This window comes from Planotetraspora silvatica, from assembly GCF_016863315.1.
In the GTDB taxonomy this organism is placed as follows: domain Bacteria; phylum Actinomycetota; class Actinomycetes; order Streptosporangiales; family Streptosporangiaceae; genus Planotetraspora; species Planotetraspora silvatica.
The window spans coordinates 1-24,142 of record NZ_BOOQ01000070.1; the positions used below are offsets into that span (position 1 = coordinate 1).

The window sequence follows — 24,142 nt, forward strand, 5'->3', positions numbered from 1 at the left end:
CCCGCGCGTTGGACGGCGGCCCGTACTCGTTCGTGTGGCTGGACGCCCTGACGCAGAAAGTCCGCGAGGGCGGCCGGATCGTCAACGTGCACGCTCTGGTCGCCACCGCGGTCAACGCCAACGGCAACCGGGAGATCCTCGGCCTGGACATCACCTCCCGCGAGGACGGAGCCGGCTGGCTGGCGTTCCTGCGCGGCCTGGTCGCCCGCGGCCTGTCCGGGGTGCAGCTGGTCATCTCCGACGCCCACGCCGGTCTGGTCGAAGCGATCGGCGCCACCCTGCCGGGCGCGTCCTGGCAGCGGTGCCGGACCCACTACCTGCGCAATTTGCTGACCACGGTTCCGAAGTCGGCCCAGCCGTGGGTGGCCACGCTGGTGCGGACCATCTTCGACCAGCCGACCACCGAACAAGTACGAGCTCAGCATGCCTGGGTCATCGACGCCCTCCAGGCGAAATACCCGGCCGCTGCCGACCATCTCGATCAGGCACGCGAGGACCTGCTCGCGTTCGCGCAGTTCCCGAGAGATATCTGGAAACAGATCTGGTCCAACAACCCCCAGGAACGGCTGAACAAGGAGATCCGCCGCCGCACCGACGTCGTCGGCATCTTCCCCGACCGCGAAGCAATCATCCGCCTCGTCGGCGCCGTGCTCGCCGAGCAGACCGACGAATGGACCGAAGCCCGCCGCTACATGGGCCTGGACGTCCTGGCCAAAGCCCGCCTACGCGTGATCCCCGGCGACACACCGACCCAGCAACAACTCCCGGAGACACTCACCGCTTAACCTGCAGAAACGGATCACGCGGAGGTCGACTCATACACCACCCCGCTGGACGTGACCGCGATCAGTTCGGCGCTCAATGCCGAAGGAATCCCGACGCCGGCAGGGCGGCGCCGGTGGCAGAAGTCTTACGTGGATAGGTTGCTGCACACTCGCCACGCCGGAATGCTAATCAGCGCTCGTCGAACGGACTCGTAGGCACTGATTACACGAGGGTCCTTTTCGCGAACCGGGCTTTGGCTACCGGATGACAGTAGTGCTCCGACCGCCGCTCAGGGCAGCTGCCGTCCCGCTTCGTCGAGGCCGATTATAGGTACGAAGGCGATGATGTGACCGTGGTCGGGACACCACCGGCTCTATCTTTGTCTGGGACCGACGCTCTACCTCACAAGCATGATCTGAGCGCAGTCTCCGGGCAGCAACCCTAGTGCTGTTGCTGTCGAGCAAGGCCCAAGGCTCACACTCAAACTCGTAGCGGCAAGCTGTTGGGCGAACAGTGGACGGTATGGGCGGTCATTGGCTCAATCGGGTTGCCGTGCTGCTGATGAGCGAGGAAGGTACGACTTCGCACTGGATCCCTTCGCTGCAAATCAAGGGATCAGTACAGAGAGGGCAGGAGTTCCGCTGCAGCCTCGTTGAACTGAATCTGTAGAGGTTCGAGTCGTTTGCTGCGCTCTTTGGCTTCCTCCAGGTTCTTGGCCCAAATGCAATCGCCGGCGACTGTTCGCAGCTCTGCCGCCAACGAACGCAATTCGTCGTCGAACACCCGCGCTCGCGAGGATTCCAACAGCAGGACAGCCGCTGACCAACCCACCGCTGTTGGCGTCTCCCACTGCCGGACAGGCCATTTCCCCGACTCCCGCGTGATGGCGAGAACTCTGTCCAGCTCAGCGTAAACAGATTTGATCAGCTCGGAGACCGCTGACTGAAGCGTCTGAATGCTGTCCCGCTGAAACGCATCCCGGGCAGACTTGCGCTCACGCTCGTACTGGAGATCACGTAGAGCGGCCTCATGCCTGGTCGTGAGCCGTTCTTTGTAGATCGTTAAGATAGATGTGGTGAGGGAGCCGAGTAGGACTCCCACGAGACCGAAGATTGCCTCATCAGGCATATGACCTTCTCTTCCGCATGGCGCCGTCAAGAGCGGCACATTCTTAGCATCGAGAGGCCTTATGGCGATGCCTCTGCTTCTAGCTAGATGACACACTCCCTGGCTCCTGGCCGGGTGGTAGGTGTGGAAGAGCAATAATCCCGTAGTCAAGAGAGTCCACCTGGCAGGATTCAACCCTGGAGCACTCGCTGCTCACCCAAGCTGACCTGCTTAAACGCAAGAAATTGCTCATGCTTGTTGCTTGATCATCCCGTACATGTCCCGAGGCATGGATCGCGGCTCCCCGTGACCAGGCGTCTCTAGCATTGGTCGAAGCGGCGACGCGTGAACACTCCATCGCGCTGCTGCTTGAGACCGATCAACCCACCCCAAGTCGACGGGCGCGGCGTAAAGGGCTCGACCAAAACCGTCGGGGCCGCCGGTGCGCGACCCCGCCGGACGAACGCCTTCGCTCAGCCTCAGCGGCTCGCGTTGAAGGTGAACCACTGGCTGCAGACCCGCGCCTGAGCGGGACCGGCGGTGAGGGTGACGAGGGCTGTTGCGGCCAGGGCCGTGGCGACGAGCACGCGACGGATTATGAGCCGCCCTTCCTGATCACGGGAAAATGGGCTGGAACCGGAGGGTCAGCGGAAGCGTCCCTACAGGTGTTCGATCACTCGCAGGGGGTTTCAACGTAATCTTGGTGGACGGTTTTCACGCCCCAGCTGTACGCGCTGCCGTCGCACGCCCCGCCGAAGACACCGACCACTTGGGTGTAGGAGTTGTCGGAGTAGTACGTGCTCTTGCAGGCGTAGCCGAGGGGGCAGGCCCTGGCTTGGGCGGGACCGGCAGGGAGGGCGACGAGGGCTGTTGCGGCCAGGGCCGTGGCGGCGAGGGCGCGACGGATCATGCAAAGTCCTTCCTGAGCACGGAACGGCGTGGGTTCCGCCACCCGTCGGGCGGCGGCCCAACTCATGATCGGAATGATCCGTCACGATCACATGAAACGCAATACGCACTCATATTCATGTGATCTGTAGAGCGCAAGTGCATGCGTCCTGCTCGCCGAAATATGCAACGAACAGGGGGGAAGCGTTGGTCGAATCCTGGTTGAGGTGCAGACTTACGCGCAGTGGATGACGCTTCAAGATCCGTCGATCTATCGGTCATATCAGGGGTACGGAGTCGTCGCTACTACTACTCGGAGGGCTCCATGACCCAACTTGCTTGGTTCCGGTGGCCCGTAACACGGGGTTATTGGCTAATCCTTGAGCGGTGCGGGCGAACTGGTCGTGGCAGATATGGTCTTTCTGGGGCCCCGCCGTTCCAATAACGATCAGCATCTTGACCAAGCGTTTGGCTTGTGGAATACATTCGCTCAGACTGCGGTGTCGTGGTCGTTCATCGTCGCTTGCGAGGGCCACATGGATGAGTCCGCCGACTATGTCATCGTTGGGGCCGGGAGTGCCGGATGTGTGCTGGCCAGACGGCTCGCCGACATCGGGGCCCGCGTCATTCTGCTGGAAGCAGGCGGATCCGACCGGTCGAGGTTGGTGCGCAAACCCGGGCTGATCGCCGTGTTCCACAACATCCCCGAGCTGAAGAAGCGGCTGGACTGGGGCTACTACAGCAGCCCGCAGGCCGCCGCGCTGGACCGCAGGATCCCGCAGACCCGTGGGCGGGTGCTCGGCGGCTCGGGGTCGATCAACGGGATGGTGTTCGTGCGCGGCCATCGCCGGAACTACGACGACTGGGCGGCCGAGGGCTGCCAGGGCTGGAGTTACGCCGACGTCCTGCCGAGCTTCAAGCGGATGGAGAACTGGGAGGACGGCGGCACCGACCTGCGCGGTTCCGGCGGTCCGATCCAGGTGACCCGCGCCAAGGACATCACCCCGGCCTCGCAAGCCTTCATCGAGGCACTCGCCGACACCGCGGGCGTCATGAAGAACGACGACTACAACGGCGAGTACCAGGAAGGCGCCTCGCTCTTCCAGCAAAGCGCCCACCGCGGGCTGCGTTACAGCTCGTCGGTCGGGTACCTGGACGGCCACGGCCTGCCGAACCTCAAGATCGAGACAGGCTGCCTGGTGACTCGCGTCGTGCTCAGGAACGGCCGGGCCACCGGGGTGGACGTGATCACCAAGGAGGGGCACCGGACGATCCAGGCGACCCGGGAGGTGATACTCGCGGCCGGCACGTTCGGCTCGGCGCAGCTCCTCATGCTCTCAGGCGTCGGTCCCGCCGCGCACCTGCGCGAGCACGGCATCGAGGTTGTCGCCGACCTGCCGGTCGGGGACAATCTGCACGACCACATGTTCGTCCCGATGACGTATCTCATGAAGTCGGCCCGCAACAGCGGCACCGCGCGGTACTTCGCCGCAGGGCTGATCAGGGAGACGCTGCGCGGCGGCACCACCTGGGTGAGCCGAAGCGTCTTCGAGGCCGTCGGTTTCGTCCGCAGCTCCATGGCCTCCGGCGATGTCCCCGACATCCAGATCCACGCGCTTCCCTGGGGATACCCCGGCCCCAACCAGGACGCGCCCATCCGGCACAAGGTCGACCCGCGCCCGTCCCTCACCCTCATGGCCACCCTGATCTACCCCAAGAGCCGGGGCACTCTCCGGCTCTCCTCCGCCGACCCCACGGCCGCGCCGGTCATCGACCCCGCCTACCTCGCCGAGTCGGACGACCGCAGGCTGCTCCTGGACGGGATGGATCTCGTCCGCGACGTGATGGCCAATAAGATCATCTCTGCCGATGTGACCGGCGAGCTCGCCCCCGGCCCCGCCTACGCGGACCGGTCCGCTCTGGCCGCCGAGGTGCCGAACCGCGCCACGACGGTGTACCACCCGGTCGGCACGTGCCGGATGGGCGCCGACGAGCGGGCGGTGGTCGATCCGAAACTTCGGGTGCGCGGCATCGAGGGCCTGCGCGTCGCCGACGCCTCGATCATGCCGTCCATCACCGGAGGCAACACCAACGCCCCCGCGATGATGATCGCCGAACACTGCGCATCCCTCATGCTCCAGCCCTGAGTTTCGTGGGCCGTTGTGTCCCAGGACCTTACGGTGATCCGTGCGCTTGTCGAACGGGCTCGTCGGTCTGGACCGCCTTCGACGCCGAGTTGCACCTCGATGGCACGCGACGTCATGACCGGTCGGCCGACTGAGGTCAACGTTGTCACCCGGGCAGGCGACGGTGACGTTGTCGCTCGTCCGCGGTGGCGCGGCGCCGACGAGCAAGTCGGGCCAGGGTGGTGACGGTGTACAGGCCGAAGCTGGCACCGGCGACCTGGAGCAGCTGGGTGGGGAAGTCGAGGACCTGGGACAAGGTGGGCTCTCCTGATAGCGCCAAGAGGGCGATCGGAGGGAGAGAGGTGCGCAGGGAGTGGCTTCAGCGCGTCGACGCCCAACGTGCGCTGGTGCGGCGCCGGCACCGAGGCGCCCCACTGCTGAAGGGGCGACCGGGGTGGTGTTCCTCGCGACATCGGGCTTAGAGGTCCTAACGCAATGAGCGTTTGGAGGCGTCGCCAGCAGATAGGAGTTCTTATCGGTTTGCCGCCGGACAACCCGGTCGGATAGGAAGCTTGCATGCTAAAGGGCAGCAAGGTCGGGCTCAGGGCCCGGCACGAGGACGACATTCCGATCCTGCAGGCCGAGCTCCACGACGACGTGGTCACCCACTCGCGGTCCTATGGCCAGCCCTGGCGGCCGATCACGCCCGGCTCGAAGGACTCGCAGTTCGTGGTGGACGACAAGGAGCAAGGGCACGTCCCGTTCTCCGTGGTGGAGCTGGACGGCGGCACGCTGGTCGGCACCGCGACGCTGTGGAGAATCGACAATCACAACCGGTCCGCACACATCGGGCTGGGGCTGCTGCCGTCCGCCCGCGGCAAGGGGTACGGCACCGACGTGGTCGCGGTGCTGTGCCACTACGGTTTCGTCGTCCGCGGCCTGCAGCGACTGCAGATCGAGACGCTGTCGGATAACGCCGCGATGCTGCGCTCCGCCGAGCGCAACGGCTTCGTCCGCGAGGGTGTGCTGCGCTCCTCGGCCTGGGTGATGGGCGAGTTCCTCGACGAGGTGCTGCTTGGGCTCCTCGTCCAGGACTGGAAGCCGGACTCGCAGAGCTAGGCTGCCGTCCGACGGTCGAGGGCGGGCCGCGAAGCGGACATGAACGGCCGAGGGCCAGGACAGCTCATTGCGTTAGGACCTCTAAGAGGTCCTAACAAAATGATCTCTACCCGTACCCGGGCAGAGATGCCGAACGTCGATCTGCGCGTAATGGCGAACAGCCGCCGTGGATCGTGCCGGACGAGTTGTGGGAGCGGATCGAGCGGCTGCTGCAGAAGGTGGAGCGGCAGCGTCACCCCCGGCCGTAAGCGAACGGCCCGCAGTCGCACCCCGCACGGCTCCGGGCTTGGTGCGCGTCGATGATTGAGTCGGGAGTTCTTGGTGGATTCAGGGCACGAGGAGGACGCGGCCGAGTTGGGAGCGGCTTTCCATGATCCGATGCGCTTCGGCCGCCTTGTCGAGCGGCAGCCGGGCGTGCAGCCTGGCGCGTAGTCTCCCCTCGACCGCGTGCTGTGTGACCTGGTCCATGTCCTCGCGTGCTTGCTTCGGTGCGGCGGCGCGCCAGGCGAGCAGTGAGAACCCCGCTACCGATCTCATTGCGAAAAGGCTGGTCAGCGGGATGTCGGTTGCCCCGCCGCCGGCTGCTCCGTAGACGACGGCCCGGCCGAACGGTGCCAGGAGGTCGAGGCTGCGCGCCAGGATACGGCCGCCCACGGAGTCCAGGACGACGTCGACTCCTCCTGGCGCGGCTTCGCGCACTCGTTCGGGCCAGTCCTCCGCGGAGTAGTCGACGGCCGCGTCGGCGCCGAGCGTGCGGGTGAAGTCCAGCTTGGCGGGGGAGCCTACTGTGGCGATCACGGTGCCGGCACCGGCGATCTTGGCGAGTTGTACGGCCAGGTGTCCGATGCCTCCCGCGGCGGCGTGAATGAGCACGGTCTCGCCGGGCGCCAGCCGGGCGGCGCGCAACGTGCCCAGCGCCACGGGGGCGCCCATCGGCAGCATGCTCGCGGTGGCGTCGTCTATTCCCTCTGGCACGGGCGCGAGCCATTCGGCGTCGGCGAGGACGTGGTCGGCGAAGGCGTCCTCGGCCAGTGCGGCGACCCGCCGGCCGGTGAGGCCGGGGTCGACGCGGGGCCCCACCGCGTCGACCGTGCCGACCACGTCGCCGGTGAGCACGGCGGGCAGGTCGCGCCGGTAGATCCCGCCGGTCTCGGGCCCCTGGCGGAACTTCACGTCGACGAAGTTGGCGCCGATCGCCTCGACGCGGATGCGCACCTGGCCGGGGCCCGGGCGGGGGATCTCTGTCTCTTCCATGGTGAGCACCTCGGGACCGCCATAGGCGTGATAACGGATTCGGCGCATGCCGTCCTCCCTCATTGAGGATAAAGTGGACCTGCGGTCAAGTTCGATGGGAGCGTACTTGACCGACGGTCCAGTTGTCCACGGGAAAGAGGAGCTGATGATCGAGGAGCGTCGCGAACGCGCTGATGCGGCACGCAACCGTCGCGCCATCCTGCGGGCGACCGAGGACCTTCTCGCCCGGCACCGGCCCGAGCAGATCTCCATGGAACAGGTCGCCGTCGCGGCCGGGGTCGGTAAGGGCACGGTGTTCCATCGTTTCGGCAGCCGGATGGGGCTGATGGTCGCGCTGATGCAGGAGCGGGCCTACGCCCTGGAGGAGGCCGTGGCGAGCGGACCTCCGCCACTGGGGCCCGGCGCCCCGCCCGAGGAGCGGCTGACGGCCTTTCTGGACGCGATCGTCGACGTCGTCGGCCGCAACAAGGGGCTCCTCGCGGCGCTCGGCCACGCCGCCACGGCGGCGCCCAGGCCGGAGTGGAAGGAGCACGGCGAGCACCGGGGCGAAGGCGGTGACCACGTTCCGGACTCGCGGGACGACCATCCCGTCTACCGGTTCTGGCACGGCCACACCAGCGCACTGATCGCCGCGCGGCGCCCCGACCTGGACGGAGAGCTGCTGGCGCACATCCTGCTGGGCAGCCTTCAAAGCGAACCGGTCCTGCGGCTTCTGGAGCGCGGAGAGGCGCCGCGGCTGGCCACGTCGCTGCGCGTCATGGCCGCCGGGATGCTCGCGGCCCCTGCCCCCTCCTGAGGCAATTTTGTTAGGACCTCTTAGGAGAGCGCTGGTCACACATCTGGCTCATATTGCCTGACCTGCGGGGACGCGCCACTCAGCTGTCCCCTCCCGTGCGTGTCCCGCAACGGTGAGTTTGCTGGCGATCCCGAACGAGTCGAGTCCTTAGCGAATCGGCCAGTTCTAACAACGTGTCCGCGCGACGTGAGGCCTTCGCCGCGTCACTCGGGCCTCCGAGGAGTCATGCTGGGCGTGTGGCGAAACGAGGCCCGAACCGAGCGCCAGCCACGAAAGACCAGCGCTTGAGCCAGCAGGGCCGAACGGGATCGAATGTTATGGTCGGCGGATCCGTGCATCCCAGGGGGCATTCAGGATGAAACCCGCTGTCCGAGTTGCCCTAGATGCCGATCGTCGTGCGGAACTGGCGCCGTATGTGGTGACGGCGATGCTGCCCTTAGGTGAAAAGAACCTCGAAGTGAAGATCTGGATCGAGGATCCTACGCTGGCTGACTGTATGGGCGCCCGGATGGTCTCACACGCTCCCGTCGCGGTTCGGCCCATCGCTGCCACGGTCTCGGTCGTGCTGTTAAGCGGTTCTCCGACGAATTATGAACTGGCCATCGAAGAAGGGGTGCGGCGTGCTCTCAACACCCGCGCCCAAGAGGTCATCGCCTTCAAATGCATGACCATGATAGAAGCTGATCTGGCCCTGAGGTCGGCGACAGCGATCTCGTTGCCGGGACGGTTCGAGGGCATGCATGGAGCGCTACTTCGGCTCACGTACAAGAACCCGGTTGATGTCCGGAGCCAGACCGGGACCGTGGCACTCCTCGGCGCGTCCGGCGCCGGGAAGTCCCACATCATCGCGCAGTTCCTCGCGGATCCAGAGTACGAGGTAGCCGTCCTTGCCGAGGATTGGTTCGTGGCCTGTGCCGATACCGGCAGAGCGTATTCCCTTCCGGAGCGACGCATACTGCTCAAGCACGAGACCGTGTCTATGTACTCCGGAGCCGGGCCGGCACCTGAACCGTCGTATCCCGACCCGGCCGACGGCACCCGGGCTCTTTATGACGCCAATCGCCTGTTTGCTACCGGCTCCAACGGGGGCGGAGCGGCCGTAATCGACACACTGGTGGTCCTGCGAGCGGAAGGTTCGGCTGCCCCCCACATCCGGCGGCTGACAGCAGAGGACGCCCAGTGGATTTGTGCCGGCGAATATTCGGGGTATTACCAAGCGAACGAACAACTTCTCGACGGGAGCAGCGAAGTCTTCACTGCGACCCAGATAGACCGGCGTCTAGCGAATCTCTTGCGCCTGGCCGAGCGGACGTCGGCCTTCGTGTTCGCCGGAAGTCGTGTCATAAACGGTCACGCCGCTCTTCGCACGCTTCTCTTTTCGAGGTCAGGGCCTGATTCGGATGGCCTACGCAGGTCACCCGCACAGATCTCGCAGGACGCGGACGGCTCGCAGGGGATGGAGCACTGAGATCGAACCGGCGAGCAACAGCCCATCCACCCTCAGACTCAGAAGTTGCCGTATGTCGGCGACATCAGTGGCGGACGGCTTGGACTGGTCGCACATGCTCTCCAGGATGCGCGACCCGACAATGACGGGGCGCTGTGCACGTCGGCAGATCTCCGCCGTGTTCCGTACGACCTCCCAGACCGCGGATGGTTCGAGTTCGGTACTGAGGTCGTGTCTGCCGATGAGTACGCCATCCGCGACTTCGGCTATGCGTGCCGCTTCAGCACAGCCGCGCGCCGACTCAATCTTGGCGAAGACGGCAGCGCCGATCACGCTGTCACGGATGCTCGCGATCTGGGACGCCTGCTCGCAGAAGGACACGACGTAGGCGTTGGCTAACTCCGGACCAAGGCGAGTGGCCAGCTCGAGTTCGGACGCGGTCGGACAGGAGACGCGCAGTGCCGCGTTCCGCCGGGCGACGCTTCTGGCCGAGAGCGTTACAGGTGATGCCGCCACGCATCGCATTGCCACTTGCGTTTCGCCCACAGCGATGACGGAGAACACGTAGGCGCCGTCGGCGATGTCGATCTCATCCCCGACGGTCACATTGTCGACCAATCGTCGACCGTGATCAACGTGAATGATCTTCGACCCCGGACTTCTTCCGTGTCCTTCCTCGATGCTGTCGGTGAGGACCACCTCGTCACCGGTGGTGAGGCGGCGGGCGCCGGTGAGTCGCCTGACTAGAGGCTTGTCGCCCGGAAGATCGAGCAGCACCTTGATGCCCCTGTCTCGTGCGGCGTGGATCCAGGGAGTCAGTGCTCCGCCCTCAAGGAGTGGGAGGACTCTTCCCTTTGCGATGATCCGAACGCCTGTGCATCCCGCCTCTGACAGGTCGGCAGGGGCCGGCCATGTCGTATGCCGATTTGACAGGGTCACAAGTACGTCGGTTTTCATGCTGACACTCACAGCAGTCATCTCCGCGGGCGCTGTTGGGTTCGGCCGAAAATCCCAGGTTGATGATTACGGCCATCCGAAACATGAGTATCGGCATTCCTAGGAGCGTTCCATCTCGTTTCCCGATCACTGCACCACGTGGGCATATACCGCCTATGGTAAAGCCACGGTCGTATAGCACATACTGGAGAACGCCATGAGAAGGATCCGCTGGCGCGATTGGCTCGAGGCGGTCGCTGCGCTCCTCACCGTCACCGGTCTAATTCTGCCCATTGTGATATTAGTCGCGGTGTCGGCGGGTCTATGGGAATCAAAGGACCCCCTGCAGGACATTCGACACGTTTTGGAGTTGGTCAGCGGGGCGGTCTCTGGGTTCATGCTGGCGGCAGGAATAGCGCTGTTCAATTTGCGGCGGCAGAGTATGGCGAATGGAAGAAGTACGGCAGAGGTCGAAAAATCCGTCCAAGCCCTGCAGGCGATGGTCTTTCCGGAGGTCGACGGTGTGCTGAAACGCCGTGAGGTCATGCCGGGATGGCCCATGACCTTGCGAGGCGGTCGGCGGCTGTCGCTAAGCGGTATGTCGCTGCGCGCGTTCTCCCTGGAGAACCTGGGGAGCGTCGAGCACATCCTGGAGGCTGGCGGTAGCTGCAGGGTCTTGTTGATCGAGCCGGGATCCAAGGCCAGCGCGGTCGCGGCGCTGAATTTTCTGAACGACGCCGATCCGTCCGAGTATGATCGTGACGTTCGTCAGAGCCTTGATAGGTTCGCTTCCCTTCGCAATCGTTACGCAACTCAAATGCAAATTCGGGTGCTTGATCATGTTCCGGCCATGAGCCTGGCCGTTGTGGACGAAGGTCTTCCCGAAGCGCGCACTTTCGTGGAGTTTTATACGTATGAAGGCTCTTCGAACGCTCGACCCCACCTAGAGCTTAAGCCGGCCACTTCTCCGGTATGGTATGTATACTTCACTAATCAGTTCGAAAAGATGTGGCAACGGGCCACAAACTATTGACGTGATTCAATGGATGGTTGTCATGAGAGTTGACCGGATGCCAGGTGTGAAACGCGATTCCCTCGAGGTCGCTTATCGCGGAAAAGTCTTTGATGTGGTGCTGGAGCCGACGCAGGACGCAAGTGGACAGTCGGTGTTCGCCGAATTTGCGGCCTGTGACGACGTGGTCAGGGTCTATCCGGTTGACGATGAGAATGTGTGGCTCATCAGGGAGAAACGTCTCGGGATGGGCAGTGAGCTGGTTCTACGGACTGTGGCAGGCGGAATCGAGGAAGGAGAGGAGCCCGTTGTCGCGGCCGAGCGCGAGCTACTCGAGGAATTGGGGATCGTGGCTGACTCTTTCGAGGTATTTCACGAGTCGACACCGATGCTGAAGGCGTTGCACACCGTCTATCACGTCGTTGCTCGGGGCCCGAGAGTGTCGACCAAGGCCTCGCAGTACAGCGATCCCGCCGAATACATCGAACCTGCGATCTTCCCTCTCGATCAGGTCGAGAACCTTGTCTGGGACGGCTCGATTCGGGAGGACATCATCGCGTTCGGGCTACTTCGGCTGCTTCGTTCCCTGAACCGATAAGCGGTCGCGCAACGCGGTAGGAGCTGTTCGGCATCGTCAACACCGTCGTGCGCTGGACCGACGAAAACCTCGAAGCAGTCCACGCCGCCCGCGCGGCGTACAAGACCACCAACGGCTGACCGGACGGTGTGCCGGTGGGCCCGTACACCTACTTCGCCGGCAACTGATCAGCCCCAGCGCTTGGCGTGCAGCCTCAGGAAGTCGTCAAGGCTGGTCTGGCAGAAGACGTAGTCGCTGTCCAGCCGTTCCCGGGTGAAGCGTTCCGGTGACTCGCGGCGCGTGCTCATCCCCATCGCCGTCCAGAACGCCGAGTCCGGCATCTCATCGTCATCATCGAGGAATTTGGCGGCCTCGGCCGTAGTGTCGCGCGCGAGCTTCCAGCCCGACACGATGCCCTGATACTTTTCGCCGTCGGTGGGATCCGTGGCGAAGAACAGGCCCTCCCGCAGAGCGCGGCGCGCGTACACCGCGCTGATCTGCAGCCACTGGCCCGCGTCGATGACCTCGGACACTCCCCGGCCGAATGTCAGCGCGTCGCGTCTCGCCTCGGCCTCGGTCTCGTACCGTACGCAGATCTCGATTGGCGGAGCCCCGCCACCCGGCTCTTCGAAGCGGAGCGTCCAGGCGTTGGGTCCTTCAATCAGTGCCGTCAGTGCCTGGTGGTTGCGCGCCGCGTCCCCGTGGCTCCCGTCCGCGGAAAGAGTGAGGCTGATGTAGAGATGCGCCTCGACGAGCGTCCTCGCGTACCGCATCTTCTTCCGCCCTTTCGCATGTCGACCCGCGGGGGCTGAATCGCCCCCGCATGAGCCGGCGGGTCTTCGCTTCGATCACGCTACCGGGCGGTCGGCGACCTCGCGCGGCGAGTTTTACCCCGGCGATGCAGGAGTGCGCGGGCAGTACAGCCAGCAGATCGGCCGCGATTCCTGTCGCCAGGCGGCGTTCAGAGCATCCATTCGTAGCGGGAGGTGGTGGTGAAGTGCTCCCGGGCGCGGAAGCGTTGACCGTGGGTGGCTTGACCCCCGGCGCGGTCGGCCAGGGCGACCATCCGGCGGGCCACGCTCTGCAACGCCTCGTCGCCGTAGGTGCGATCCGCGGTGAACCTGGTCACCACGGTGATCAAACTGCTGGCGCGCATCTTCTGGACTAGGGCGATAGATCTGGTCAATGCGTGTCCCTTTTGTCTGATATATGCATGAATGTCTGCTATCACAGGAGAATGACCAAGATTCTTAGCAAACTCTTCTTCTGTTTCCGGACCCCTGGGGGCATACTCTCCTGCAATAGAGCAGATCTATCTTCCGAGGAGTGGCCCGATGGCGGCAGGTATGGAGAGACTCGGCGACGGCGAACATGCCGGCGACTCCGACCGCTACCGTCCCGGCTATGAGCTGGTCGCGGAGCAGTTGCTGGCCTACATAGCCGAGCACCACCTGCGGCCCGGCGACCGGCTCCCCACGGAGAAGGGGCTCGCCGAGATCCTCGGCGCCACCCGCAACGTGACAAGAGAAGCGGTCAAGGTGCTCGCCGCGATCGGCAGGCTCAGTGTCCGCAAGGGCGCCGGCATCTTCGTCGCCTCCTCAGATGCGCCCGCCAGCCCCGCCGACGAGGAACTGGCGCACTTCCAGCCCACCGACCTGCAGCACGTGGTGATGCTTCTGGACTACCGCCGGTTGATAGAGGGGGAGACCGCCGCGCGTGCGGCGACCCTCGCCACACCGATCCAGGTGCGTTCGCTCCGGGAGCATGCCGAGCAGTCCATGTCGGCCGCTAACCAGGCCGACGCCAAGGGTTTCGCCGATGCCGACGAGCTCTTCCACAACGCGGTCAGCACCGCGGCGCAGAACGTGTTCCTCCAAGCCGCCGTCGCGAACATTCGCAAGTTCGCGCTGCAGTCTGACGTGCTCCTGTTCCACGGCGACGTGCCTGGATCGCTCGAAGTGGCCGGCGCGCAGCACATCGGCATCGCCGAGGCAATCGCGGCCGGCGACCCCGAGACCGCCGCGAAGCTGATGATCGAGCACGTCGAAACCACACGTGACCAGTTCGAACGCCGGATCCGCGACCGGCTGGTCACCCGCACATAACCCGGTCGCCCGGGTTCCGTTCCAGCCGATCCGTTCGGCTCACTTCAGTCCTCGGCCGGAGGACTGCCGCGTGATCACCCCTCCAGTTCCCGCACGCGTTGATTGGGATTCAATGTCGGCATTATCTGTGTCATTTCGTGCTGCCCGTAGAGCGTTCACTGCGGCGGCCGGGCTCGCCCTCGCCGTCACCGCATTGGTGCCCGCCGGCTCCGCCTGGGCCGCGGACGCGCATTCAGCGGACGTCAGCGTCTATGTCTCGCCGGTGACCGGCCGGGACGGCAACTCCGGGACCAAGGCCTCTCCGTTCAAAACGCTCGACCGTGCCAGAGACTACGTCCGGGGCATCTCCAAGCGGGCAAAAGGCGACATCGATGTCGTGCTGGCCGACGGCGATTACCCGATCACGGATACCTTCACGCTGACCAGCGCCGACTCGGGCAAGAACGGACACCGGATTACCTACCGGGCCGCGACCGGGGCCCACCCGGTGCTGGATGGCGGCAGCCGGGTGAGCGGGTGGGTGTTGTCGGATCCGGCGCGCAACATCTACAAGGCCCACGTCGGCGGTATCGACACGCGTCAGCTGTACGTCGACGGGGAGCTGGAAACACGCGCCCGTACCGGCGACAACCCGCCCGGGTTCTCCAAGACCGCGACCGGATACGCGATCATCGACCAGAGCCTGCAGAGCCTGAAGAACCAGTCGGCGATCGAGGTGGACAGCCGCTGGGGCTGGATGCACTACCGCTGTCCGGTGCAGAGCATCACCGCGACCGCGATGACGATGCAGCAGCAGTGCTGGCACAACGCGAACCTGCACCAGGGGCAGGAGATCCAGACGCCGAGCTGGCTGGAGAACGCCTACGAGTTCCTGGACACCCCCGGTGAGTGGTACCTAGACAAGACCACAGGCGACCTCTACTACATGCCCAAGCCCGGCCAGGACCTCGCCACCGCGACGGTGACCGTGCCGCGGGTGCAGGACTTGGTCGACCTGAACGGCGACATCGATCATCCGGTGAGCAATGTCGGCTTCGAGGGGATCACCTTCTCCTACGCCACCTGGCTGGCGCCCAGCTCGGCGGACGGCATGGTGGAGGGGCAGGCGGGTTTCCGGATCGTCGGCACGGACAACCCCGACTTCGACTCCACGCGGCTCAAGTGGGTCAAGACGCCGGGAGCGGTGAACGTCACCTACGGCCATGGCATCTCCTTCGCCGGTAACACCTTCACCCACCTCGGCGCGGTCGGGCTGAACCTCAACACCGGTTCTCAGGGCACGGTGATCAACGGCAACGTGTTCAAGGAGATCGCCGGTACCGGCGTGCAGGTCGGTGGGACCGACGTGATCGACGCGCACCCGGACGACGCGCGGTCGATCACCAAGAACAACAGGGTCACCAACAACGTGGTGACGAACGTGGCCGACCAGTACGGCGGTTCTCTGGGCATCTTCGCCGGTTACACCGATCACAGCGTGATCAGCCACAACAAGGTCTACAACCTGCCCTACAGCGGGATCTCGGTCGGCTGGGGCTGGGGCCTGACCGACAAGGGCGGCGACACCAACTACCCGGGCAACTCCGGCGTGCCGGTCTGGGACACCCCCACCACGGCGAAGAACAACATCATCACCGACAACCGGGTCTTCGACATCATGAAGCACCAGGCCGACGGCGGGGCGATCTACACGCTGAGCTCCAACCCGGGCAGCGTGGTATCGGGCAACTACATCTCCGACATCCCCACGCCCGCCTACGGGGCGATCTACCACGATGAGGGCAGCCAGTACTTCCACACGACGCAGAACGCGTTCTGCAACGTGGCCTATCAGTGGCTGCTGATGAACCACGGGCTGAACATCGACGCGGAGTACAACTACACCACGCAGCCGCAGTACACGACCCAGGCCAACACGTTGAACTCCACGGTCGCCAACAACACGACGGTCGACGGCTGCCAGCAGTTGCCGGCGTCGATCGTGGACAACGCGGGTCTGCAACCGCAGTACCGCCACCTCGACCCGGACCAGCCGTCCGCCGACCACTCCGCGCCGTCGGTTCCGGGCACTCCCTCCGCGGTGACGGCGTTCCCGACCGTCGCCCAGCTGAGCTGGCCCGCCTCGCAGGACAACGTCGGCGTCACCGGCTACTCCGTCTACCGCGACGGCGACCTGGTCAGCGCCTCCAAGGGCCCGCAGACACGCGTCACCGGCTTGACCGCAGGACGGAAGTACACCTTCACCGTGACCGCGCGGGACGCGGCGGGCAACCAGTCACGCAAGAGCAAGAAGCTCACCGTGACGATGCCCGCCGGTACCGACCTGGCGCTGAACAAGCCGGTGACGGTGTCCTCCTATTCGGACCCGAACATCCCGTCGCTGGCCGTCGACGGTGACCTGTCGACCCGGTGGGCGCAGGGGCTCGGCCTTCCCGACCCGTCGTGGATCCAGGTCGACCTCGGTGCGCAGTACAACGTCAGCGGCGTCATCACCACCTTCGAGAAGTCGAGTGGGTACAAGTATCGGCTGGAGGTCTCGACCGACCAGAGCCACTGGGTGACCTTCGACGACCACACCGCCACGAGCACGAACACCTCGGCGAACTACTCCGCACTTGCCCAGCCGATCGCCGGCCGCTATGTGCGGCTGACCGTCACCGGGTCCAACTTCAGCGGCGGCAGCATCTACGAACTGCAGGTCTACGGCGCTCCACTGGCTACGGGAACCGACACGCAGGCCCCCGTCCTGTCCGGAAAGCCGTCGGCGAACGTGCTGCTGCCCAGCACCCTGGACCTGAGCTGGCCCGCCGCGACGGACGACACGGGGATCGCGGGCTACACGGTCACCCAGGACGGCAAGCAGATCGCGCTGACCGGGCAGACGACACTGCGCGTGTCCGGGCTGACCCCCGCGACGCCGTACACGTTCTCGGTCACCGCACAGGACGCGGCCGGCAACACCTCCGCGCCGAGTCAGCTGACGCTGACCACCCCGGCGGACAACGATCTCGCGCTGAAGAAGCCGGTGACCGTGTCCTCGTATTCGGAGCCGAACATCCCGTCGCTGGCCGTCGACGGTGATCTGTCGACCCGGTGGGCCCAGGGCCTCGGCCTTCCCGACCCGTCATGGATCCAGGTCGACCTCGGTCAGGTCACCTCCGTGAAGAGCATCGTGACGACGTTCGAGCTGACCAACGGCTACAAATACCGGCTCGAGTACTCGCAGGACGGAACGGCGTGGTCGACGTTCGACGACCACACCGCCACGGCCACCACGGACCGGACCAACCCCTCCTTCGCCCCGGCGCCGGTGCAGGCGCGGTATGTCCGGCTGACCGTCACCGGGTCGAACTGGAACGGCGGCAGCATCTACGAACTCCAGGTCTACGGCGGTTTCTGAAGCAGGTCCGGGGCGAACGGCGCCCCCTGAACAGAAGGTCAGAATGAAGATCACGCATGTTGAGGTCCACCGGATCCACGTCCCGGCGGCCGACCCTCCGTTCCAGTGGAGGCACGGACTGGGCGGCAGCGCCCCCGCGGGCGAGGGCGCGGTCCTGCGCATCGGCACCGACGAGGGCGCGGAGGGAGTCGCGCTGTTCGCCCGCCCGGGTGCGGCGGTCATGCTCGACGACCTGGTGGACCGCGTGTTCCGCGAGGAGCTGCTCGGGCAGGACCCGTTCCAGCGCGAGTGGCTGTGGCACCGGGTGTGGGAACTGGACCGGATCCAGGAGCTCCCGCTGCCTACCCTCGGCCTGATCGACATCGCCCTGTGGGACCTGGCCGGCCGGGTGAGCGGACAGCCCACCTGGCAGGTGCTCGGCGGCTTCCGTACGGAGATCCCGGCGTACGCGTCGACATCGACCTTCGCCACCACCGAAGAGTTCCTCGACGTCGCCGATCAGTGCCTCGAACTCGGATACCACGGCATCAAGCTGCACGCCTGGGGCGACGCCACCCGGGACGCGGCGCTGTGCGTCGCACTGCGCGAGCACGTCGGCCCGGACGTGCCGCTCATGTACGACGGCTCGGCCGGGTTCGACCTGCCAGATGCGATCCGGCTCGGCCGCGCCCTCAGCGAGGCCGACTACCTCTGGTACGAGGAGCCGATGCGCGAGTTCAGCATCACCGCGTACCAGCGGCTGGCCGAGGCGACGGACGTTCCCCTGCTGGTCGGGGAGACCTCCGACGGAGCGCACATGAACTCCGCCGACTTCATCAAGTCCGGTGCGGCGACGTTCGGCGTGCGCGCGAGCACGACGCTGCGGGGCGGCATCACCGGTGCGATGCGCACGGCCCACCTGGCCGACGCGTACCGGATCCGGGCGGAGGTGCACGGTTCGGATATCCCGAACCACCACCTCTGCATGGCGATCTCCAACACCACCTACTACGAATCACTCGTGACGTCCCGCACCGTGGTGCGGGAGCGGCACGTCGACGCTGCGGGGTTGGTGCACGCCCCGCAGGGGCCGGGGATCTCCCTGCCCGCGCACTTCGACTACGGACCTGAGCTGCGGCAATTCGTCGAGCCAGGCGCCTGAACCCCCCTAAAATGCAGAAAGGCATATCCATGAAGTCACCCGAGCCAGCGAAGCCAGGCATGCGGCGCCTGGTGTCGCGCAGTGCCTTCGCACTGCTGTCGCTGTCCGCGGCCGCAATGCTTGGCGGCTGCGCGAGCGCCACCCAGTCGACCCCCACGGCGAGCCCGTCGGCCGCCTTCAAGCCCGCCGCGCAGACCGCCGGCTCGCAGATCACGGTATGGGCGGACTCGACCCGGCTTCCGGCCGTGCAGCAGTACCAGAAGTCGCACCCCGACGTGAAGATGAACATCGTCACCTACGACGGCAGCGCGAACGGTTCGACCTACCTGCAGACCAAAGTGCAACTGTTCGACCGGACCGGCAACGGCTGGCCAGACGTCGTGTTCGGCAGCCCCACGGACGTCACATGGGCCTCCCAGCCGACCAGCCCGTCCGCCACGGCGTTCGCCGCCCCACTGGATGCGAACCTGGTGCCACAGCAGACCCTCGACGGCTTCGCCAAGGGTTCGCTGGCACCGTGCCAGTTCAACGGGCACACCTACTGCCTGCGCAACGACATCGCGCAGGTCGTGCTCTGGTACAACAAGACGCTGATGGACAAGTTCGGCTACCAGGTGCCCACCACCTGGGAGCAGTACGAGGCGCTGGGGGAGCAGGTCGCCAAGGAACACCCCGGGTACCTGGTCGGCGCCGTCGGCGACACCAACTCCCAAGAGTCCTACTTCTGGTCGAGCCAGTGCCCGGCGTTCCAGTTGGAGGACCCGGCCACGCTCAAGGTCGACCTGGCGGACGGAAACTGCACCCGGATGGCGACCCTGCTCGACAAACTGATCGCCGCCAAGGCGGTGACCACGCAGGGCTTCTTCAGCCAGGGCTTCGCCAAGGACCCTGGCGGCAGCAAGGTGCTGATGGCCAACGGCCCGTCCTGGTACGGGCAGTACCTGTTCAACGCGGCCTTCAAGGTCCCGGCCGGACAGATCGCCGCCGCGGCCCCGCTGACCTGGGAAGGGGAGACCACCGCGGCCACCGGCAACGTGGGCGGCGGAGTCTGGATGGTGTCCTCGCACAGCACGAACCTGAAGGCGTCCACCGACCTGGCCACCTGGCTCACCACATCCAATGACTTCCAGGCGAACGCGCCGACCTACCCCGCCTACGTTCCGGCGGCCAAGGCGTGGCTGGCCAACCCCGCGAACAGCAAGTACTTCGCGACCGACATCAGCGACGTCTTCCAGCAGGCGGCCGATCTGGTCTGGACCGGCTGGTCGAACACCAAGTTCAGCGACGCCACGGCCTGGTCGAACGTCGTACTGCCGGCGTTGACCCAGGGCAAGACCCTCACCGAGACGCTCCCGCAGTGGCAGACGGCGATCACCGACGAGGCGAAGTCCGTCGGATACACGATTGCTACCAAATGACCGCATTGAACACCGGACATGAAGCAGTGTCCTCTGTCACGCCGGTCCGTCGTCGCGCCGCCACGCGAGGACGGGCCGGTCTGGCCGGCTACCTGTTCGTCTCCGGCTACGCGATCCTGCTGCTGGCCTTCGGGATCTTCCCCACGGTGTACGCGTTCTTTCTGGCGCTGACCAACGACCGCGGCCAGTTCACCGGGCTCAACCAGTTCATCAAAGTGGCGCAGGACTACCGGTTCGCGCCCGCCTTCCTCAACATCTCGCTGTACCTGGTGATGTGGCTGCTGTCGGTGGTGGTGCTGACAGTCGTCGTCGCCATCGTGCTGCGCAGCCGGATGAGACCGAGACTCTCGGCGATCTTCCGCTTCCTGTATTACCTGCCGGGCGCGCTCGCCGGCGTGGCGAGCGTGCTCGTGTGGCTGTTCATGCTCGACCCGGCGGTCAGCCCCGTGTCATGGCTGCTGCGTTCCCTGGGTTTCGCCGACTTCGCGGCGGTGCTGTCGCCGGGCGATCTCCCGGTGATCCTCGTGCTGATCGCATTCTGGACCGGCGCCGGCGGCTGGATCGTGGTGATGTACGGCGCGCTCAACAACATCCCCGACGAGGTGCTGGAAGCGGCCCGGACGGACGGCGCCGGCCCATGGAAGACCGCATGGCACATCCAGATCCCGATGATCCGCAAGTGGATCGCGTACATGGCCATCCTCGCCTTCGCCGGCGGCACACAGCTGTTCGTCGAGCCGCAGATGCTTCAGACGGCGAGCCTCGGCCGAGTCAGCCCGACATGGTCACCCAACCAGCTGGCCTACGTCTTCGCCTTCCAGCACGGCGACTTCAACGGCGCCGCCGCGATCTCGATCTTCCTGCTCGCGCTCGGGCTGATCTGTGCCGCGCTGCTGGTGACCCGCTCCGACCTGTTCAAGGTGGACGAATCATGACGAACGCCTCTAACGCGTCGGCGACTCGGCGCCGTCAGACGACCCTGGTGCCGAATCTCATCGTGATCGCGCTGTTCGCGGCACTGCTGCTGTTCTTCGTCGTGCCGGTCGTGTGGCTGCTGCTCGCCCCGACCAAGACGGCGAACGAGCTCATCCATGACAACCCGCTGTCTTTCGGGTCTCTGGCCAATCTCGGCGCAGCATGGCAGCACCTGATTGCGTTTCAGGACCACGCGCTGCTGATGTGGCTGCGTAATTCCGCGGTCTACTCCATCGGGGCGCTCGTTATCACCCTGGCCACCAGCGTCCCCGCCGGGTACGCGCTGGCGCTGACGAAGTTCCGGGGCCGGAAAACCCTGCTCGTAATCACACTAATGGTCATGATCATGCCGACGGCGACCTTGGTGTTGCCGATCTTCCTCGAGCTCAACCAATTCGGGCTGATCGGCACGATCTGGTCGGTGATCCTGCCGTTCTCGTTCTACCCCTTCGGCGTCTATCTGGTGTACATCTACTTCGCGACGACCCTGCCGAGGGAGATCCTGGCCGCGGCGCGCATCGACGGATGTTCGGAATGGCAGCTGTTCACCCGGATCGCGCTGCCGCTGGCGAAACCGGTCGCCGCGCTCGTCGCGTTCTTCAGCTTCGTCGGCAACTGGAACAACTTCTTCCTCCCGTACCTGGTGTTGCCGAACAGCGACCAGTTCCCTATTCAGGTGGGGCTGAACCAGTTGCTGTCGTCCACCCCGTCGTTCAACCCGGTGGCCGGTGCCGGCCTGAACATCACCAGCCCGGAACTGGCACTGGCGATCATCATCGCCATCGTTCCGGTACTGGTCCTGTTCCTGTTCTCACAGCGCGCTCTGGTCTCGGGCATGCTTGCGGGTGCCACCAAGGGATGAACCGCCGGTCGGCCGGCGGCTGTCAGTACCGCTTTTCGTGTCACCTCCGGCGATCTGGGAGTATTCGTGTAGCAGGGCTGCCGAGCCGGTCTCGGCGGCTGACCGTGAGGCCGACGTCGAGAGGGACAGGGAGTGCCGGAGCTGGCCTGGTTCAGCGCACGGTGTGAACGGTGCTCGTTGAAATAGTCCTCGTAGTCGGTGAGGACCTGCGCAGGAGTGTGGCGTTCATAAGGATCCGGTCAGAATCGCGCGGGGGCACACCACGGCGAAGCAGTACCGGGCGAGCGGGACCCTCGCCACACGGAAGAAGTCGGCGGCCAGGATCCCGTCCGCCGCGCAATACAGGGCACGGATTGTGTGCCGGGTCGATGGTCGCCCGGGTCACCCTTGGGATAGGTCCGAAAGCGCGCTAAAGGCTGCCCGTTCTCGAGTGCCCCCACTCGCAAGCAGCGTCTCTCCACGCGGCACCTGCGTTAGGAGATCGCGAGTGACGCCGACAGCTCACAGGGCTTGAGCTGCGCTGACTCCTGGCACCGCGAGCAGCAAGGGGAAGATCATCCCGCGCATGTCCCGTCTTCAGCTCGATGAGGACCCCCGATGTGCTGAGATGCCAGGGCTGCTGGGCAACAGGCACGCACGAGGCTCGCTCCCGAAGCTCACCAGAGAACTGCATGAACCTCCTGAAGACGCCGACCTGGCAGATCGTGGGCGAAAGGGATCTTGCGATCGGGGTGTCTAGAAAGTGCCTAGAAACCGCCCAGGGCTGGGCCTTGTTCCGCCATGATGATCAAGTGGAGTCTCCGGGAGGACGCTAATGATTGTCCAGTGGTGTATCAAGGGGATTTCCCTCGGCGGTGACGATGAAGCAAAGCAGCTGATCGACTCAGGGGAAGGACTCCACTGCAACTGGTGGCGTGATGTCCACACGATCACTCCGCTTCAGATTCGCGAGAAGCTCACCTCAACAAATGCTGATCATCACGTCAATCAGTTCGATGGTATCGATCCGGGCAGTGGGCGTCCCTTTCGCGAAGTCACACCGTTCATCTCCTTCACAGCCGGCACCGTTGAACGTGATGCTGTGGCTAAGACAAACCTCTTCCACAGCGCGCGTTCCGTAGCGCTCTGGTTTGGTACAGACTTCGGCCAGCGCGACCACGCCTATCTCTACACCTGCTGGGTCGTATTGGCACCCCGACCTGCAGTGGAGATCGAAGGTGTCGCCGAGGAGGTGCGCGATCTAAATGCCTACCGGCGCTTCTCGGCCTTCCAGACCGAAGGAGAGATCCTCGTCAAGATCGCACTTCCGGATAACCAGATACGAGACTGCGAGAAATGGACTTTTGACCGTCATCGGAAGATCTTCACGAAAGAGTGGGCGCACATCAACCCCCGCTTCACCTCGCCTGCGCAACTCAGTAACATCCGCGATGTGATCTGACATGGCGGAGCATCACCTTCGGCTGCTTGGTATCGAAGATTCCTTTGTCACGGCCCGGATGAACTTCCTTGAGTCCTACGCCAATACCGTCCAGCGTGAACTTACGGACCAGGGGGAAGGAGCGCGCGTCGCCGGGCAGATACTGGACGTCGATGACGTCCGCTGGACTCAGGTCATGGAAATCGCCTCGGCGTTCCGCGAGGCGGCATCGTGGGCAATCCTGGCCGATGGAAGTGCCCGGAAATTCCTTCTGCGCGCTGCGGACATGTACGACTGGGCAGGACTCGCCTTTGGAAGCTTTCTACGCACGATGGCGAGACCGCGTCCCTTTGATGATCTAAACCGCGCCGTCGAACGACTGGCGGTGGCGAGCAGCGGGCGAGAGGCTCAGACTCCTGCCGCTCTCCGCCCTCCGCAGCAGCAGGCGTACCTTCTCTTGGCCTGCACGGCCGCGTCCAATGGGGACGGCGAGATCCGACAATCCCTACGGGCGATCGCCAGCGAATCTTCACATCAGCGAGGGGTGACCCCATTCGGAGCTCTTGGTATACCGATCCGTCAGCCTTGGAACATCGCAATTGAACTGCTGCGCGAGCCAACCTTTGAGTCCACGGACATGATCGCCGAGCACTTAATCTCGATGTATCGCCGCTACGCCGCGGCCATGGAGTTAGGCAGGGCCAATGGCTACCTGTGGCATCACGGGGCTGCTCCGGTGGAGGTCGTAGATCTTGACCTCATCGGGATAACCGCCCTGGCCGCCACGCGCCTAG

General features: G+C 64.9%; 22 protein-coding genes. 15 read left to right on the top strand and 7 right to left on the bottom strand.

What is annotated here, in order from left to right:
- On the top strand, window positions 1-785 hold a 785-nt coding region (locus Psi02_RS38710; protein ID WP_203980899.1), incomplete at its 5' end, for an IS256 family transposase.
- Between the two features lie 595 nt (window positions 786-1,380).
- Here the strand turns inward: Psi02_RS38710 and Psi02_RS38720 are convergent.
- Both Psi02_RS38720 and Psi02_RS38725 read right to left on the bottom strand, forming a co-directional pair.
- The gene (locus tag Psi02_RS38720; protein ID WP_203980901.1) at window positions 1,381-1,893 is read right to left on the bottom strand and encodes a hypothetical protein; all 513 of its coding nucleotides are present in this window, start codon (window positions 1,891-1,893) and stop codon (window positions 1,381-1,383) included.
- 652 nt (window positions 1,894-2,545) lie between these two features.
- Window positions 2,546-2,782, bottom strand: coding sequence for a DUF6289 family protein (locus tag Psi02_RS38725; RefSeq protein WP_203980902.1), 237 nt, complete (start codon window positions 2,780-2,782; stop codon window positions 2,546-2,548).
- A gap of 514 nt (window positions 2,783-3,296) precedes the next feature.
- Between Psi02_RS38725 and Psi02_RS38730 the strand changes: the two genes are divergently transcribed.
- The gene (locus Psi02_RS38730) at window positions 3,297-4,907 is read left to right on the top strand and encodes a GMC family oxidoreductase (protein ID WP_203980903.1); all 1,611 of its coding nucleotides are present in this window, start codon (window positions 3,297-3,299) and stop codon (window positions 4,905-4,907) included.
- Window positions 4,908-5,052: 145 nt separating this feature from the next.
- On the opposite strand, the gene Psi02_RS38735 is transcribed toward Psi02_RS38730, so the two are convergent.
- Window positions 5,053-5,202, bottom strand: a complete 150-nt coding sequence (locus Psi02_RS38735) for a hypothetical protein (protein ID WP_203980904.1) — start codon at window positions 5,200-5,202, stop codon at window positions 5,053-5,055.
- Between the two features lie 260 nt (window positions 5,203-5,462).
- Here Psi02_RS38735 and Psi02_RS38740 point away from each other — a divergent pair, with 260 nt between their 5' ends.
- Window positions 5,463-6,005, top strand: coding sequence for a GNAT family N-acetyltransferase (locus tag Psi02_RS38740; RefSeq protein ID WP_203980905.1), 543 nt, complete (start codon window positions 5,463-5,465; stop codon window positions 6,003-6,005).
- A gap of 327 nt (window positions 6,006-6,332) precedes the next feature.
- Here the strand turns inward: Psi02_RS38740 and Psi02_RS38745 are convergent, their stop codons facing one another.
- Window positions 6,333-7,307 carry a quinone oxidoreductase family protein gene (locus Psi02_RS38745; protein ID WP_203980906.1) on the bottom strand — a complete coding sequence of 325 codons (975 nt, stop codon included), beginning with the start codon at window positions 7,305-7,307 and terminating at the stop codon, window positions 6,333-6,335.
- Between the two features lie 97 nt (window positions 7,308-7,404).
- Between Psi02_RS38745 and Psi02_RS38750 the strand changes: the two genes are divergently transcribed.
- On the top strand, window positions 7,405-8,055 hold the full coding sequence (locus Psi02_RS38750) for a TetR/AcrR family transcriptional regulator (RefSeq protein WP_203980907.1): 651 nt from the start codon (window positions 7,405-7,407) through the stop codon (window positions 8,053-8,055).
- Window positions 8,056-8,410: 355 nt separating this feature from the next.
- Entirely contained in the window at window positions 8,411-9,523 is a 1,113-nt protein-coding gene (locus tag Psi02_RS38755) for an ATP-binding protein (RefSeq protein ID WP_203980908.1), read from the top strand.
- Here the strand turns inward: Psi02_RS38755 and Psi02_RS38760 are convergent.
- Window positions 9,470-10,279: a pyruvate kinase gene (locus Psi02_RS38760; protein ID WP_203980909.1), complete on the bottom strand. Its 810-nt coding sequence runs from the start codon at window positions 10,277-10,279 to the stop codon at window positions 9,470-9,472. The genes Psi02_RS38755 and Psi02_RS38760 overlap by 54 nt on opposite strands.
- 376 nt (window positions 10,280-10,655) lie before the next feature.
- Between Psi02_RS38760 and Psi02_RS38765 the strand changes: the two genes are divergently transcribed.
- Window positions 10,656-11,471, top strand: a complete 816-nt coding sequence (locus tag Psi02_RS38765; protein ID WP_203980910.1) for a hypothetical protein — start codon at window positions 10,656-10,658, stop codon at window positions 11,469-11,471.
- A gap of 22 nt (window positions 11,472-11,493) precedes the next feature.
- Window positions 11,494-12,048 (top strand): NUDIX hydrolase, encoded by a 555-nt coding sequence (locus tag Psi02_RS38770; RefSeq protein WP_203980911.1) that lies wholly within the window; start codon window positions 11,494-11,496, stop codon window positions 12,046-12,048.
- Between the two features lie 167 nt (window positions 12,049-12,215).
- Here Psi02_RS38770 and Psi02_RS38775 read toward each other — a convergent pair whose 3' ends face one another.
- Together Psi02_RS38775 and Psi02_RS38780 are read right to left on the bottom strand one after the other, a co-directional pair.
- Complete coding sequence (locus tag Psi02_RS38775) at window positions 12,216-12,800, bottom strand: hypothetical protein (RefSeq protein WP_203980912.1); 585 nt, start codon at window positions 12,798-12,800, stop codon at window positions 12,216-12,218.
- A 188-nt stretch (window positions 12,801-12,988) separates the two neighbouring features.
- Window positions 12,989-13,183: a TenA family protein gene (locus tag Psi02_RS38780; RefSeq protein ID WP_203980913.1), complete on the bottom strand. Its 195-nt coding sequence runs from the start codon at window positions 13,181-13,183 to the stop codon at window positions 12,989-12,991.
- A 178-nt stretch (window positions 13,184-13,361) separates the two neighbouring features.
- Between Psi02_RS38780 and Psi02_RS38785 the strand changes: the two genes are divergently transcribed.
- From Psi02_RS38785 to Psi02_RS38820, 8 genes are all read left to right on the top strand, one after another.
- Window positions 13,362-14,132: a FadR/GntR family transcriptional regulator gene (locus tag Psi02_RS38785; protein ID WP_203980914.1), complete on the top strand. Its 771-nt coding sequence runs from the start codon at window positions 13,362-13,364 to the stop codon at window positions 14,130-14,132.
- 127 nt (window positions 14,133-14,259) lie between these two features.
- Window positions 14,260-17,532 (top strand): discoidin domain-containing protein, encoded by a 3,273-nt coding sequence (locus Psi02_RS38790; protein ID WP_203980915.1) that lies wholly within the window; start codon window positions 14,260-14,262, stop codon window positions 17,530-17,532.
- Window positions 17,533-17,575: 43 nt separating this feature from the next.
- Complete coding sequence (locus Psi02_RS38795; protein ID WP_203980916.1) at window positions 17,576-18,673, top strand: enolase C-terminal domain-like protein; 1,098 nt, start codon at window positions 17,576-17,578, stop codon at window positions 18,671-18,673.
- Between the two features lie 59 nt (window positions 18,674-18,732).
- Window positions 18,733-20,091: an ABC transporter substrate-binding protein gene (locus Psi02_RS38800; protein ID WP_203980917.1), complete on the top strand. Its 1,359-nt coding sequence runs from the start codon at window positions 18,733-18,735 to the stop codon at window positions 20,089-20,091.
- 26 nt (window positions 20,092-20,117) lie between these two features.
- Window positions 20,118-21,026 (top strand): carbohydrate ABC transporter permease, encoded by a 909-nt coding sequence (locus Psi02_RS38805; RefSeq protein ID WP_203980918.1) that lies wholly within the window; start codon window positions 20,118-20,120, stop codon window positions 21,024-21,026.
- A 62-nt stretch (window positions 21,027-21,088) separates the two neighbouring features.
- On the top strand, window positions 21,089-21,928 hold the full coding sequence (locus tag Psi02_RS38810; RefSeq protein ID WP_203980919.1) for a carbohydrate ABC transporter permease: 840 nt from the start codon (window positions 21,089-21,091) through the stop codon (window positions 21,926-21,928).
- Window positions 21,929-22,742: 814 nt separating this feature from the next.
- Complete coding sequence (locus Psi02_RS38815; RefSeq protein ID WP_203980920.1) at window positions 22,743-23,369, top strand: hypothetical protein; 627 nt, start codon at window positions 22,743-22,745, stop codon at window positions 23,367-23,369.
- 1 nt (window position 23,370) lies between these two features.
- A partial coding sequence (locus Psi02_RS38820; protein WP_203980921.1) for a hypothetical protein occupies window positions 23,371-24,142 on the top strand: 772 nt, incomplete at its 3' end.